Genomic DNA, 14,967 nt, shown 5'->3' with positions numbered 1-14,967 from the left:
CACAGTCTGGGCTATGGTGCCGGCGGCCGATCCAGGATGGACGCCGACTGTGGATAGCTGGGGGCGACGCACACGGCGATCACGCCCAGGCCGGTATGCGCGGCCAGCACCGCCGGAAGGGACTCGACCACGACCGGCATGGCGCTGAACGGTGCCAGTTCGGTGGCGATTTCCTCGGCCAGTTCCTCGGCACCGAAATGCATCACCCCCAGCCGCACCTCGCCATTGGCGTCGCGGGCGTCGCGCAGGGCCAGGGCGACCAGCCGTGCGGTGGCGCGCGCGAAGGAGCGGGGCTTTTCCAGGGCGACGATCGAGCCCTCGGCGATCCCGAGGATCGGCTTGAAATTCAGCAAGCTGCCGACCACGGAGGACAGCGCGCTGATCCGGCCGCCGCGGCGCAGCTGCTCAAGGCTCGGCACCGCGAAGTACACGGTGTTGGCGGTGGCCGTGCCGGCGATCTGCTCGAGCATCTCCAGCGGGGCGCCGGCGGCGCGGGCAGCCAGCACATCGGCCACGGCAAATCCCTGGGGCAGGCACACGGTGCGCGAATCGACCACGGTGATTGGTGCGTCAAAGCTGCGGGCCGCCAAGCGGGCCGCCTCCACGGTGCCCGACAGCGCCCCGGACATGTGGATCGAGATGATCGACTCGCAGCCGGCGTCGAGCAGCTGCCGGTAGGCGCGTTCGAACTCGCCTGGCGCCGGGCGCGAGGTTTTCACCGCCTTGCCCATGGCCAGGCCCATCATCAGCGCCTGCAGGTCTTCGCCGTGCACATGGTTGTCCACGATGATCGGGATCGGCACTTCGATGAAGTCCGGATGCGGCCCGAAATGCCCGGGCAGGCAGGACGCCGAATCGGAGACGACCCCGATGCGGGTACGCGAAAGCCCGCGCGGGGCCAGCCACTTGGGCAGCCAGCCCGCGCGCGAGCTTTTCTGGCGTTCAGTCATGAGCCGAGCTTACGGGGCGGGAACCACGTTCACGAGCTTCGGCGCACGCACGATGACCTTCAGCGGCTCCTTGCCATCGAGCATGCGGATCACCGACTCGTGGGCCAGGGCCTGGGCGCGCAGCTGCTCCTCGGTGATGTCCACCGGAACCTCCAGGCGGGCACGGACCTTGCCCTTGATCTGCACGACCGCGGTGATGGTGTCATCGACCAGCAGCGACTCGTCCACTTCAGGCCAGGCGCTGGTGACCACGGAGGGCGCATAGCCCAGCGCTTCCCACATGTCCTCTGCGGTGTACGGGGCGAACATGCTCAGCAGCTGGGCGGTCACCGTGGCGGCCTCGCGCACTGCCGGGTCCGCTGCCCCGGCACCGGAGTCGATGGTCTTGCGGGTCGCGTTGACCAGCTCCATGGTCTTGGCGATGACCACGTTGAACTTGCCCGAATCCAGCAGCGCGGCGGATTCATGCACGGTGCGGTGGGTGACCTGGCGCAGCGCCTTGTCCCCTGCCGCGTAGTCCACGCCGGCCTCGCTGGTGGTGTCCTGGGCGATGCGCCAGGCGCGGGCCAGGAACTTCTGCGAGCCCGATGGGGAGACATCGGCCCAGTCCACGTCGTCCTCCGGCGGGGAGGCGAAGACCATGGTCAGGCGTACCGCGTCGACGCCGAACTTGTCCAGCTGCTCGCCCAAATCCACGCCGTTGCCCAGCGACTTGCTCATCGCCTTGCCGCCGTTCAGGACCTGGCCCTGGTTCAGCAGCGCGGAGAACGGCTCGGTCGCGTCGATCAGGCCCAGGTCGTGGATGACCTTGGTGAAGAAGCGCGAGTACAGCAGGTGCAGGATCGCATGCTCGACCCCGCCGACGTACTGGCCTACCGGCATCCAGTCGCGCACGGCCTTCGGGTCGAAAGGGCCCTGCGTGTACTGCGGGGAGACGAAGCGCAGGAAGTACCAGGAGGAATCCACGAAGGTGTCCATGGTGTCGGTGTCGCGCTTGGCGGCGCCGCCGCACTGCGGGCAGGCCACGTTGACCCATTCCTCGGCGGCGGCCAGCGGGGAGGTGCCCTTCGGGGCCAGCTGCTCGCCGCGCAGGTTATCGGGCAGGCGCACCGGCAGCTGGTCGTCGGGAACCGGGACCTCGCCGCAATCGGCGCAGTGGATGATCGGGATCGGGGTGCCCCAGAAGCGCTGGCGGGACAGCAGCCAGTCGCGCAGGCGGAAGTTGATGGTGTGCTTGCCGGTGCCGGCAGCTTCCACGATCTCAATGGCCTTGGCGATCGCCTCGGTCTTCTCCAAACCGGACAGCTGCCCCGAATTGACCAGCTGGCCTTCGCCCGCGGTGGCGGTGCCGGTTTCGTTCGGGTCTTCCAGACCGGTTTCGACGACCACGCGTACTGGCAGGTCAAAGGCCTTGGCGAAGTCCAGGTCGCGCTGGTCGTGTGCAGGCACGGCCATGATGGCTCCGGTGCCGTAGTCGGCCAGCACGTAGTCCGCCGCCCAGACCGGCACCTTCTCCCCGGAGAGCGGGTTGATCGCGTAGCGGCCGGTGAATACGCCGGTCTTCTCGCGTTCGCTGGACTGGCGCTCGATCTCGGACAGGGCCTTGACCTGCTCCTGGTATTCCTCCAAGGCGGCGCGGTGCTCATCGGTGACCAGTTCGCCAGCCAGCTGCGCGTCGGCGGCGACCACCATGAAGGTAGCACCGTACAAGGTGTCCGGGCGGGTGGTGAAGACCGGGATCTGCAGCGCAGGCTTGTCCTCGTGCGCTTCGATCCCGAAGGTGACCTCGGCCCCTTCGGAACGGCCGATCCAGTTCTTCTGCATCAGCAGCACGCGCTCAGGCCAATGGCCCTTGAGCTGCTCCATGTCCTCAAGCAGGCGGTCAGCGTATTCGGTGATCTTGAAGTACCACTGGTTCAGCGACTTCTTGGTCACCGCAGTGCCGCAACGCTCGCAAGCGCCATTGACGACCTGCTCGTTGGCCAGCACGGTCTGGTCCTTCGGGCACCAGTTCACCGGGTGGTCCTTGCGGTAGGCCAGGCCCTTCTCGTAGAACTTGTTGAACAGCCACTGGGTCCAGCGGTAGTACTCCGGATCCGAGGTGTGCAAGCGGCGATCCCAATCGGCGGAGATCGCGTAGCGCTTGAAGCTGGCGGCCTGGGTATCGATGTTCTTGTAAGTCCACTCGGCAGGGTGGGCATTGCGCTTGATCGCGGCATTCTCTGCGGGCAGGCCGAAGGAGTCCCAGCCGATCGGGTGCATCACGTCATAGCCGCGCAAGCGCCAGTAGCGCGCGACCACATCGCCCATGGCGAAGGCCTCGGCGTGGCCCATGTGCAGATCGCCCGATGGGTAGGGGAACATGTCCAGCACATAGCGGCGTTCGCGGCTGCCATCATCGGCGGGCTTGAACACCTGTAGTTCGTCCCACACCGGAAGCCACTTGGACTCGATGTCCTTGAAGTCGTAGGTCCTGGGTTCGTTCGTCGATGATGTCACGCTGCTCTTCTCACACGCTTTGCGGAAAATTTCCGATAGGAAAAACTTGTTCTTGGTTCCAGACACAACAAAAGCCCCCAAATTTCCACTCGGGGGTACGGCCAACGGGCCGTGCTCAGGCTAGGTTGCGCTTCGGATTCATATCGCGATTCTATCGCATATCCCCTGCCCACGCGCGCATCGATGAAGCGCAAGATTGCACACAGCGGCAAACGCGGCGCCACCGCAGTTATCCACATCCCGCAGCTGCCCGCAGGGGCAGGAGCTTCCAGCGCCCGATCATGGAGCCATGAACGCGCCAGCCCTGATCGCCGCATTGCGCACCGCATGCCAGGCCCCGATGCACCTCGGACCGGCCTTGTCCGGTGCCATGGTGCTGCGCCTTGGCTACCTGTGCCTGGCCCTGTATGCCGCGCTGGGCAAGCTGGTGCGCGATGCGGGCGACCCGCGCCTGGTCCTGGCGCATCTGCAGCTCACCGAAAGGTTCGCCCAGCAAGTCCATTGCGAGCAACACGCCGGCGCACTGCATGCCGAGGCCACCGGCGCCCGGGCGCTGGCACTGGACAGCTACGCGGCCCTGCGTTTGCCCGCGGATGACCCCGACGCCATCACCGACGGGCTCTTTGCCGGGGAACCGGACCTTGCCCCGGGGCGCTGCTGCTACAAGGACACCGCCCAGCTGCTGGCCGCATGGCTGGGCATCAGCTACTTCGAAGCCCAACGGCGCATTGCCGACGCGCACCTGCTCATTGGCCGGCGCACCCCCGATGGCGGCATCTGCGCGCCGCGTTTCAAGCATCTGGCCGAACTCTACGGGCAGGGCGCAGCCAACCGCCGGGCCATCGCTTCCGCCGCGCGGCGCCTTGAACGGCTCGAACCGCAGGACACCATCTTTGACGGCGTGCCCGTGCCGCTGCTGGCGCATGGCACCGATGGCCGCAGCCTGGACCAAGCCGCGGCCCACTCCCTGCGGGAGCTGGGCCCCGCCGCCGCGCAGAAGCAGATCAGCACCTCAATCAGGACCTACAAAGAACTGCACGGCAAGCAGCTGCCTCCCAAGCTCGGCATGTTCATCGGCCCGGTGAAAAACGGCGTGCATTTCTTCTCGCTGCGCACCGATGCCACCGACGCGCAACTGGTTCATTCGGTACTCACGCAGGCCGGCAACCCACGAACCAAGGCCGGCCGGGCCGATCGCGATCCCCAGCAGCAGCGCCCGGCGGGTTCGGGATCCAGCGCCAGCGGCGGCCCGCGAGAGGGCCAGGACTCCCAAGCGGACCAGGAGTCCACGGCAGGCCAGAACGCTGGCAACGGAAGTGGAGCCGCACCCGAGCCGCCGTCGTGGCTGCGCAGCGATCAGCCCATGCCGCCGTGGGCCGAAGAGGAACCAGAAGCTCACGATGGCCAGAACCCGGACGGCGGCCGCACCGCAAAGCAGGCAGAGGCCCAAGGCGAACCGCAAGACGGGGCGCAAGACGAGCCGCACCTGCAGGACTCCCCCGCCGGGCAGCCCGATGTGCATCGTCGCCGGCTCAACGCGTTCATGGCGCTGTTGCGCGCACCATTTGCTGGCGGCGAGCGAAAAGTCGTCATCCCGAAGTTCGTGGTCTACCTGTGGCTCGCGGATCTGCAGAACCTGGCGGACGCGCACGGCATGACCGCAAATGGCATCGACATCCCGCCCGGAGAACTCCGGCAGCTGCTCGCCAGGGCGAACATCATCCCGATGGTCCTTGGAGGCAACAGCCAAGTACTGGATATGGGGCGCAAGATGCGCTACCACAAAGGCCGGATCCGCGAAGCGATCATGGCCCGGGATCGCGGCTGCATCGTGCCCGACTGCACCGCGCCGCCGGATCATGTCGAAACCGACCACTACCAGAAGCCCTGGTCCGAAGGCGGCGAAACCAGTGTCTGGTCCGGGGCGGGAATGTGCACGTCCGATCACCACAAGCGCCATGCCGGACAGCTCGAGGTCATCGATGTCGATGGGCTGCCGCACGTGGTCATGCCTGCACATGTCGATCCGGAGCAAAAGCCCCGCCGCAATACCTATTGGGACGCCCGGCAAGCCGGCGAGTCCCCCGCGCGCCGCAGACCCGCCGCGCAGGAAACCGCGCGTCCAGGCCAGGAAGACACCCCTGAGGCCGCATCGGGCGATTGAGGCGATTGAGCTGCCCCGCGGGTTAAACCGGCAACGCCCGAACCACCCATCCGGGTGATTCGGGCGTTGCCGGTTGCGGCCGGCTCGGAACCGGCCAAGCCACGGTTGCGCTTAGGCCTTGGTATCTTCGTCGACCCAGTCGAAGGTGCGGGTGACAGCCTTTTTCCACAGGCGCAAGCTGCGCTCACGCGTAGCCTCATCCATGGTTGGCTCCCAGCGCTTGTCCTCGGCCCAATTGTCTTCCAGTTCGCCCAGGTCCTTCCAGAAGCCAACGGCCAGGCCAGCAGCGTAGGCTGCACCCAGTGCGGTGGTCTCGGTGACCTTCGGGCGAACCACTGGCACGCCGAGGATGTCAGCCTGGAACTGCATCAGGGCTTCGTTGGCCACCATGCCGCCGTCGACCTTCAGTTCGGTGAGCGGAACCTCTGCGTCGGCGTTGACTGCATCCAGGACTTCGCGAGTCTGGAATGCGGTGGACTCCAGGGCCGCACGGGCGATGTGGTTCTTGTTCGCATAGCGGGTCAAGCCCACGATCGCGCCACGGGCATCCGAGCGCCAATATGGTGCGAACAACCCGGAGAAGGCCGGAACGATGTACACGCCGCCGTTGTCCTCCACCTTGGCTGCCAGTTCCTCGATCTCCGGAGCGGTAGCGATCATGCCGATATTGTCGCGCAGCCACTGGATCAGCGACCCGGCCACGGCAATGGAACCTTCCAAGGCGTACACCGGTGCGTTCTCGCCCAGCTTGTAGGCCATGGTGGTCAGCAGGCCGTTGGTCGAATTCACGATCTCTGTGCCGGTGTTGAAGATCAGGAAGCAACCGGTGCCGTAGGTGTTCTTCGCGGTACCTGCGGTGAAGGCCGCCTGGCCGAAGGTCGCCGCCTGCTGGTCGCCCAGGATGCCTGCAACGGGCACCTCGCGCAGCAGCTGGTTGGTGTGCACGGAGCCGTAGACCTCCGAAGAAGAGCGGATCTGCGGCATCATCGAGCGCGGCACGCCGAAGTCAGCCAGGATCTTCTCGTCCCAGTCCAGGGTCTTGAGGTCCATGAACAGGGTACGTGATGCGTTGGTCACGTCGGTGACGTGCACGCCGCCGTCCACGCCGCCGGTCAGGTTCCACAGCACCCAGCTGTCGGTGGTGCCGAAGAGCAGGTCGCCTGCTTCGGCACGCTCCCGGGCACCTTCGACATTGTCCAGGATCCACTTGATCTTGGTGCCGGAGAAGTAGGTCGCCAGGGGCAGGCCAACGGTCTGCTTGTAGCGTTCCAGGCCGCCATCGGCTGCCAGTTCGTCGACGATGTCCTGGGTACGGGTGTCCTGCCAGACGATCGCGTTGTAGACGGCTTCGCCGGTGTTCTTATCCCACACCACCGCGGTTTCACGCTGGTTGGTGATGCCGACGACCTCGATGTCGTGGCGGGTCAGGTTGGCCTTGGACAGGGCCTGGCCAATCACTTCGCGCACGTTGCTCCAGATTTCGGCTGGATCGTGCTCGACCCATCCGGCAGCCGGGAAGATCTGCTCGTGTTCCTTCTGGCCTACCGAATGCACCTCACCGGCGTGCGTGAAGACAATTGCGCGGGAGCTGGTCGTGCCTTGGTCAATGGCGATGACGAATTTTTCACTCATGATTCACTGCTCTCTTTCTAGAACATTGGCGCGGCGGCAAGTCCGCCAAGGATACCGCCGATGGCTGGACCAGCCAACGGAACCCACGAGTAAGACCAGTCGGAGGAGCCCTTGCCCTTGATCGGCAGGATTGCGTGGGCAATTCGTGGACCGAGGTCGCGGAACGGGTTGATGGCGTAGCCGGTGGCTCCACCCAGGGACAGACCGATGGCAACAACCAGCAGGCCGACAGCCAGAGGGCCAAGCTCGTGAGGAGTGTGCCCCAGTCCGGCGATCACGAACACCAGGACGAAGGTGCCGAAGATTTCCGAGACCAGGTTCCAGCCGTAGGAGCGGATGGCCGGTCCGGTGGCGAAGACGCCCAGCTGCGTGCCCGCGTTCTGCGGATCATCCAGGTGCTTCTTGTAGGACAGCCAGGTGCCCACGGCACCCAGGAAGGCGCCAATGAACTGCGCCGCGAAGTAGAGCAGCGTATTGGCCATGGTCTTGGCGACGCCGGGGGCGTACTCGGCAACGTCCGGGTTGACCAGCAGGCCCAGGGTGACTGCCGGGTTCAGGTGGGCTCCGGAGATCCCAGCTATCCAGACGCCGCAATAGACGCCCAGGCCCCAGCCGAAGCTGATGGCTACCCAGCCCGCGGCGCTGCCGAGAGTGCCTTTCAGGGCGACGTTCGCGCAGACGCCGCCGCCCATCAGCAGGAGAATGAAAGTGCCGGCTAATTCGGCGAGAAACACGTGAGTGGACAACGTTGACCTCTTAGTGGTTTCGAGTGCCAGCGGCGCCTTGCCGCCGGCTTGGATGCAGGTTAGACCAGGGTGACTCCGTGGGCTTCTGCGAGTACCGAGAGCGAATGGTCGATCTCGGCTTGGGTCTGGGACTGGTCCCAACCCATCGGCTCTGCAAGGCAATTAGCTGCCTCGATTACCAAATCCTTCGTGACCAGGCCGCGGAAGGCCAGGTTGGTGCGGCGGATGAAGACATCGATCAACCGGCCCACCTGCTCTTGGTTCGCCATGTAGGCCAACTCCTGGCAGGACAGCTCGTTGGTGTGCTCCAGCATGGTTTCGTTGCCGCCGATGATTTCCAGCAGGGCATCGGCTCCGGTGCCATAGCGCTCGAGCAGCACGCGCAAGCGTTCGCGGCCGGCCTTGGACTCGCGCGCGGCATACCAAGCGGCGAGTTCGCCCTCGTTGGCCGGGAAGTTCTTTCCGCCACCGATGGCTACGCCGGCGGTGGACTTCACTTCACGGGCGCCGAGGAATTCCAGGGCCTTGCCGCCGAGGTTCTCGCTCAGTGCGCGGAAGGTGGTCCACTTGCCGCCGATCAGCGAGAGCATGGTGGTCGCGTCGGTCAGGCGGGTTTCCTTGATCTGGTAATCGCGGGATACGAAGCCTGGCGCGGTGTCGTCATGGCTGGGCAGGGGGCGCACGCCGGAGAACTTGTAGACGATCTGTTCCCTGGTGGCCTTGATGCCCGGGAAGACATGGTGGACCAGCTCGAAGAAGTAGTCGACTTCCTCGTCGGTGCATACCGCTGGCTCGTTCATGTCGTGCTCGAGGTCGGTGGTGCCGACCAGCACGCGGCCGAGCATCGGGTAGATGAGCACGATTCGGCCGTCTTCATGCTCGAAGAAGATTTCGCGGCCTCCGGTAGCGGCGAGCAGTTCCGGGTGATCCAGCACGATGTGCGAACCCTTGGTGCCGCCGGTCCACTTGGTATCGCGGCCCAGGTCCTTGTTGGTCAGATCCACCCACGCGCCGGTGGCGTTGATGATGACATCGGCGTCGAAGTCGAATTCTTCGCCGGAGAGCATATCGCGCAGCTTCGCGGTGCCGCCGTCGACGCCGGCCAGCTCAACGTAGTTGCTGGCGCGGGCCTCGTCGTTGGCGTTCAGGCCTTCACGCAGCACATCCAGGGTCAGCCGCTCGGGGTTGTGCACCGAGGCGTCGAAATAGGTGGCGGTGTACTTGACGTCATCGCGCAGTGCTGGCAGATCCTGGCGGGCAGCCTTGCCGGCCTTGAAGTTATGCCAAGGGGTGTTGCGTCCGCCGATCCCTGCGAACACGTCGTACATGATCAACCCGGCCTTGATCAGCGCCGCCCCGCGTTCGGTTGGCTTGCCCGACTTGTGGGACAGGAAGCGCATCGGTGCGCTGAGGATGCCGGAGAAGGTGGAGAAGATGGGAATGGTGGTCTGCAGCGGCTTCACGTAGTGCGGAGCGATCTCCAGCAGCGAGTTGCGCTCCTGCACCGACTCGTGAACCAGGCGGAACTCGCCGTTCTCCAGATAGCGGATTCCGCCATGGATCATGTGCGAGCTGGCACCCGAAGCGCCCTGGCAGTAATCGCCGCGCTCGATCAGGGCTACATCAATCCCCTGCATGGCCAGGTAGCGGAAGGTCGCTACGCCGTTGATGCCACCGCCAACAACCAGAACCTGCGCCTGCGGACGTTCGCGCAGTTTGGCTAGCTGTTCCCGAATCACGATTTGTGCCCCTTATGTAAATATTGAATGAGTCTGAAGCTAGTCTTGTTACTGAACGGCAAAGCGGTCAAACAAAATGCACAAACGTGCAGAAGTGGTCTGAATCATGATGAAATCCTCGTCCGGGGGCACCTACAAGCGGGCAACGACTGGCACATCTGTGCACAGCACCCCCAAGGCGAAGGATGCGCTGCGCGCCGCCCAGCTGTATTACCTTCAGGATATGAAGATGGAAGTGATCGCCAAGGAGCTGGGCACCTCGCGGTCCACGGTCTCCCGGTTACTCACCCACGCCAAGCGCACCGGCATGGTTTCGATCAGCATCTCCCCCAGCGCCAACATGTCGGCGCTGCTGGGAAACCAGCTCTCCGAGCACTACGGGATCAGCTTCAACGTCGTACCCACCGATGGCAACATGGATGACTCCGAGCTGCTGGCCCGGGTCTCTGCGCACGCGGCCTACCTGCTCGGCGGCATGGTTTCCTCCTCGATGACGGTGGGTGTTGCCTGGGGATCGACCATGCAGTCGGTGTCCACGGCGCTGGGCTCCCACCCGACCCATGACACGAAGATCGTGCAGCTCAATGGAGCGGCTAATCCGGTGACCAGCGGCGTGCGCTATGCCAGCGACATCCTCACGCGTTTCGGCCAAGCCTTCACCGCCCGCACCGAGCAGTTCCCGGTCCCGGCCTTCTTCGACCGGGCCTCCACCCGCGACGCAATGTGGAAGGAAACATCGATCCGCCGGGTACTGCAGGTGCAGAAGGAGATGAGTCTCGCGGTATTCTCCCTGGGCTCGGCCGGCTCCGCCGTGGCTTCGCAGGTCTACCGCGGCGGCTACCTGACCAAGGCGGAAACCCAAGAGCTCAACGAGATCGGCGTGGTCGGCGACGTGGCCACGGTGTTCTTCGACAAGGACGGGAACAGCTCGAACATTTCGCTTAATGCCCGCTCCACCGGCCCGAACCTCGATGCCCTTCGCAAGGTGCCGACCCGTTTCTGCGTGGTCGCCGGCCGCGGCAAGCTCCAGGCCGTGCGCGGTGCGCTCAAAGGCGGGCTGATCACCGATCTGGTGATCGACGAAGGCACCGCCCTGGCGCTGCTGGACGGGTAGGGTTAAAGCCATGGCCCCACGACAGCAGCTAGTGACCACCCATCATTTGAACGGTGCAGAAATCCGGGTCTACACCCACCCGGCCCAGCAGCCCTCCCGCGGGGTGATCTACGCCGTGCATGGTTTCCGCGGAGACCACCACGGGCTGGCGCGCATCGTCTCGCACCTGGAGCACTACACGGTGATCGTTCCCGATCTTCCCGGCTTTGGCACTTCGACCTCGATGGCGGATCTGCCCCATGACGTCGAGGGGTACGCTGCGGTGCTCAATCAGCTGGCCGAAGAGCTGCAGCTGGAATCCTCCGTGCACCTGCTGGGGCATTCCTTCGGCTCGATCGTGGCCGCCAAGCTGGCCACCGTCCGCGGCTTTGCCTCGCTGGTATTGCTCAACCCGATCTCCGAGCCGGCGTTGGAGTCCGACCAGGCGCTGCTGGCCAAGCTCACCAGCGGCTACTACGAGGTGTGCGCCAAGCTTCCGGCCCGCATCGGCGAACCGCTGCTGCGTTCCAAGCTGTTCAGCGATGCCATGAGCCTGGTGATGACCAAGAGCAGGGACCCGGAAATCCGCCGCTACGTGCGCGAGCAGCACCGCGCCTACTTCGGCGGCTTCCACTCGCGGGCCACCTTGGCCCAGTCGTACCGCGCCTCGGTCAGCGCAACGGTCGGGGACTACTCCCCTGCGCTGAGCTTGCCGACGCTGATGGTCGGCGGCCTGCAAGACGAACTGGGCACCGCGCAGACGCAGGAGGCGCTGCGGGCCAGCTTCGCCAACGCCCAACTGGTCATGCTCGAGAACGTCGGGCATCTGATCCACTACGAGAAGGCTCCCGAAACCGCCGCCGCCATCGATGGCTTCCTGCAGCTGCTGGCAACCGGCCAGGCCGAGGATCCCGCGGCGGGCTCCTAGAGCGCGTCGTCCGGGTCGATAGCGATATTCACGACCGGGTCCTTGGCCGCGGACATGCTCGCGCGCAGCTGGCGCAGGGCCATGGTCACCGCCGGCCCGTCGGAGTAGGAGAAGAAGAGCACGTAGCGGTGCTGGGCCGGGGGCCCGTCTATCACCGTCGGGCCGTGGATTTGCACGCACTGCCGGGTCTGCGGATCCAGGTTCGCGACCAGCCGTTCGGCGCCCAGGCCCGAAATCACTGCGCTGCGCACTGCCGGAGGCAACCCCACCTCGCGGCGCTCGGCCAATTCGCGTTCGGCAAAGCTCGCCGGGTCATAGCGCACCAGCGCGGCCCCGGCGGGGCTCGGATTGCCGGTGAGCACCACTACCCCGTCGGCACGCGCCATGGAAGCAGCGGTGAACCAGCGGGAGATGACTTCTTCGGGGTTGCGCAGCGAATCGTGGGTCATCATCTTGTCGGCATCGAGCAGCAGCACCGCGGCGTAGCCGGATTCGGCAAATGGTTCGACCCCTGGCGTAGCGACCACCAGCGCCGGTTTGCCGGGAATCTTGTCCACGGGTTTTGCTCCGGTGGAAGAAATAACGCTGACCTTAGGGAAGGCCAGCCCGAGTTCTTCGGCGGTGCGGTCGGCGCCGATGCTGGCGGCCCGGATCCTCGGTGAGGCGCAGTGCACGCACCGGTAGTCGTGGTACTGCTCGCCGCACCAGCGGCAAGCCACATGCGAGCCTTTGCCGGCGATGTGCAGCGGGCCTTGGCAGGCAGTGCAGCGCGCCGGGGTCCGGCAGTCCTGGCAGGCCAGCGCCGGCATAAACCCGGTGCGCGCCACTTGCACCAGCACCGGGCCGGATTCCAGCGCCCTGGTAGCTTCCCGCCAGGCCAGCGAAGGGATGCGGGCCCGGGCGAGCACCGGGTCGCGCTCGAGCTCGAAATCGTTTGTGGTGGCCACAATGCGGGCGGTTTGCGCACGCAACAGGTCGCGGGGAACCTTCAGTTCGGTGGCCCAGCCGGTCGCCACCAGGCGCTGGGCTTCGACCGAGCGCGATGGCGATGCGATCAGCAGGGAGATGCCTGCTTGCTGGCTGCGCAGCAACGCCACCTCGCGGCTGTGCTGGTAGGGTGCGCGCTGTTCGCGGTGCGATTGGTCCGCGTCCTGCCACACGATCATCAGTTCCAGCCCGGGCACGTGGCATAGCGCCGCCGAACGGGTGCCGATGACGATCTGCACATGCCCTCCGATGGCACGCAGGAAGTTGCGGTAGCGCGGAGTCGGCCCGTCGTCGGCCTGCAGCCGCGCATAGGATTCGGCGCCGAAGTGCTCATCGAGATAGCCACCCAGCAGCCGCAGGTCGCGCGCGTCGGGCACGATCAGCAGCACGCGCTTGCCGCGCTCAAGCACCGGACGGGCCGCATCCATCAAGAACCCTGGCCAGGCACCGTGGAAATTCGGCACCCAGGTGGCAACGGCGCGCAGGGTTTCGCCGCTTCCCCAGGCGTCAAGCGCTTGGGCGCCGTGCTCGTAGCGGGAGAGCTGGTTCGGGGCGTCGGGCAGCAACGGCGCGACGGTGGCCAATTCCTCTTTTTCGACCTTGGCCGCGCGGGCGGGCACCGCAAGACGCACCACATCCCACAGGGTTCCGGCATAGCGGGTCGCGATCTCCTGCGCGGCGGCCACGATTTCCGGGTACAGCGCCACCTGGGTGCTGACCAGCTTGGCCAGCGGCCGCAGTTTCATCTCCGGGGCGTGGTCCTCGAGCACCGCGACGATGAATCCGGAGAGCAGCTGCGGCCCGAAGGGCACCTTCACGCGCACCCCCGCCACGGCATCCTGGGCCATCGAGGGAGGAATCTCGTAATCGAAGAAGCGGTCCAGGTGCGGGACGGAAGAATCAATCAGCACCCGGGCAACCCGCTTGAGGCGGGCCGGCTCGGGTGCTGAGATGAGGGCGTCTTGCTGCACGCTCAGGTCCTAGGCGTTGAACCAGCTGCGCAGGGCCTCGACGCGGTCCAGCTTCTCCCAGGTGAAGTCGTTGTCCTCGCGGCCGAAGTGGCCGTGGGCAGCGGTCTTGCGGTAGATCGGGCGCTTCAAGTCCAGGTCTTCGATGATGCCCAGCGGGCGCAGGTCGAATACCTCGTTGATGGCCTTGGTGATCTTGGCCGGATCAACGGTTTCGGTGCCGAAGGTCTCCACATACAGGCCCACCGGACGGGCCACGCCGATCGCGTAGGCCACCTGGACCTCGGCACGGCGTGCCAGGCCGGCGGCGACCACGTTCTTGGCCACCCAGCGCATCGCGTAGGCAGCCGAGCGGTCGACCTTCGAAGGGTCCTTGCCCGAGAAGGCGCCTCCGCCGTGGCGGGCGAAGCCGCCGTAGGTGTCCACGATGATCTTGCGGCCGGTCAGCCCGGCATCGCCGACCGGGCCGCCGATGATGAACGGGCCCGATGGGTTCAGGATGATCTTGGTGTTCGAGATGTCCAGGCCCGAACGCTCCAGGATCGGGGTCACAACCTCTTCATGCAGGTCGGCCTTCAGGGTCGCCAGCTCGTATTCGGCGGCGTGCTGGCTGGAGACAACCACGGTGTCCACGGAGACCGGCTTGTCGCCGTCGTAGCCAATGGTGACCTGGGTCTTGCCATCCGGGCGCAGCAGCGGCATGCGGCCGTTCTTGCGGACCTGGGTCAGGCGCTCGGACAGGCGGTGCGCCAGGAAAATCGGGGTCGGCATCAGCGAGTCGGTCTCATCCGAGGCGTAGCCGAACATCAGGCCCTGGTCGCCGGCACCCTGCATGTCGCGGGGATCCTTGGCCGTGCCTTCGCGCGACTCCAGCGAGTTGAAGACGCCGTCGTGGATCTCCTGGGACTGCTGGCCGATCGACACGGACACGCCGCAGCGCGCACCGTCGAAGCCGTTGGCCGAGGAGTCGTAGCCGATATCCAGGATGGTCTTGCGGACGATCTCCGGGATCTCCACGTAGCCATTGGTGGTCACCTCGCCGGCAACGTGCACCAGCCCGGTGGTGGTCAGGGTCTCGACGGCGACCTTCGAGTCCGGATCCTGCGCCAGCATGGCGTCGAGGATCGCGTCGGAAATCTGGTCGCAAATCTTGTCCGGGTGGCCCTCGGTCACGGATTCCGAGGTGAAAAGACGAAGTTCAGGGGTTGTTGAAGTCACCGTATAACTCTATCTGGTCTCTGGGACCGGTAAGCAGATCTGG

The 14,967-nt window shown here is 65.6% G+C and carries 10 protein-coding genes; 3 read left to right on the top strand and 7 right to left on the bottom strand.

Going from position 1 to position 14,967, the window contains the following annotated elements; all coding sequences use genetic code 11:
• Positions 1-11: 11 nt before the first annotated feature.
• Entirely contained in the window at positions 12-950 is a 939-nt protein-coding gene (locus tag AC1Z36_RS11625) for a DegV family protein (protein WP_402734819.1), read from the bottom strand.
• Positions 951-959: 9 nt separating this feature from the next.
• A complete protein-coding gene (gene leuS, locus AC1Z36_RS11620) occupies positions 960-3,449 on the bottom strand; it encodes a leucine--tRNA ligase (protein WP_332498623.1) in 2,490 nt (829 codons plus the stop codon).
• 289 nt (positions 3,450-3,738) lie between these two features.
• Between leuS and AC1Z36_RS11615 the strand changes: the two genes are divergently transcribed.
• Positions 3,739-5,613: an HNH endonuclease gene (locus AC1Z36_RS11615; RefSeq protein ID WP_105658319.1), complete on the top strand. Its 1,875-nt coding sequence runs from the start codon at positions 3,739-3,741 to the stop codon at positions 5,611-5,613.
• A gap of 111 nt (positions 5,614-5,724) precedes the next feature.
• Here the strand turns inward: AC1Z36_RS11615 and glpK are convergent, their stop codons facing one another.
• The 3 genes from glpK to AC1Z36_RS11600 are packed head-to-tail and all read right to left on the bottom strand — an operon-like array spanning position 5,725 to position 9,730.
• Positions 5,725-7,245: a glycerol kinase GlpK gene (gene glpK / locus AC1Z36_RS11610; protein ID WP_105658318.1), complete on the bottom strand. Its 1,521-nt coding sequence runs from the start codon at positions 7,243-7,245 to the stop codon at positions 5,725-5,727.
• 17 nt (positions 7,246-7,262) lie between these two features.
• Positions 7,263-7,991, bottom strand: coding sequence for an MIP/aquaporin family protein (locus tag AC1Z36_RS11605; protein WP_105658317.1), 729 nt, complete (start codon positions 7,989-7,991; stop codon positions 7,263-7,265).
• 59 nt (positions 7,992-8,050) lie between these two features.
• Positions 8,051-9,730, bottom strand: a complete 1,680-nt coding sequence (locus tag AC1Z36_RS11600; protein ID WP_105658316.1) for a glycerol-3-phosphate dehydrogenase/oxidase — start codon at positions 9,728-9,730, stop codon at positions 8,051-8,053.
• Positions 9,731-9,836: 106 nt separating this feature from the next.
• Between AC1Z36_RS11600 and AC1Z36_RS11595 the strand changes: the two genes are divergently transcribed.
• Positions 9,837-10,844, top strand: coding sequence for a sugar-binding transcriptional regulator (locus tag AC1Z36_RS11595; RefSeq protein ID WP_105658315.1), 1,008 nt, complete (start codon positions 9,837-9,839; stop codon positions 10,842-10,844).
• Positions 10,845-10,854: 10 nt separating this feature from the next.
• Positions 10,855-11,751, top strand: coding sequence for an alpha/beta fold hydrolase (locus AC1Z36_RS11590; protein WP_105658314.1), 897 nt, complete (start codon positions 10,855-10,857; stop codon positions 11,749-11,751).
• Here the strand turns inward: AC1Z36_RS11590 and AC1Z36_RS11585 are convergent.
• Together AC1Z36_RS11585 and metK are read right to left on the bottom strand one after the other, a co-directional pair.
• Positions 11,748-13,709, bottom strand: coding sequence for a primosomal protein N' family DNA-binding protein (locus AC1Z36_RS11585; RefSeq protein ID WP_105658313.1), 1,962 nt, complete (start codon positions 13,707-13,709; stop codon positions 11,748-11,750). The genes AC1Z36_RS11590 and AC1Z36_RS11585 overlap by 4 nt on opposite strands.
• A 9-nt stretch (positions 13,710-13,718) precedes the next feature.
• Complete coding sequence (gene metK, locus AC1Z36_RS11580; protein WP_105658312.1) at positions 13,719-14,924, bottom strand: methionine adenosyltransferase; 1,206 nt, start codon at positions 14,922-14,924, stop codon at positions 13,719-13,721.
• Between the last annotated feature and the right edge of the window lie 43 nt (positions 14,925-14,967).

It is taken from the genome of Glutamicibacter sp. BS14 (assembly GCF_056934375.1).
This window is presented reverse-complemented; position numbering and strand designations above follow the sequence as displayed.

Bases quoted from the DNA above. Each gene is read 5' to 3' on its own strand.
- glpK (WP_105658318.1), bottom strand. From the start codon at position 7,245: ATGAGTGAAAAATTCGTCATCGCCATTGACCAAGGCACGACCAGCTCC.
- AC1Z36_RS11595 (WP_105658315.1), top strand. From the start codon at position 9,837: ATGATGAAATCCTCGTCCGGGGGCACCTACAAGCGGGCAACGACTGGC.
- AC1Z36_RS11615 (WP_105658319.1), top strand. From the start codon at position 3,739: ATGAACGCGCCAGCCCTGATCGCCGCATTGCGCACCGCATGCCAGGCC.
- AC1Z36_RS11590 (WP_105658314.1), top strand. From the start codon at position 10,855: ATGGCCCCACGACAGCAGCTAGTGACCACCCATCATTTGAACGGTGCA.
- AC1Z36_RS11625 (WP_402734819.1), bottom strand. From the start codon at position 950: ATGACTGAACGCCAGAAAAGCTCGCGCGCGGGCTGGCTGCCCAAGTGG.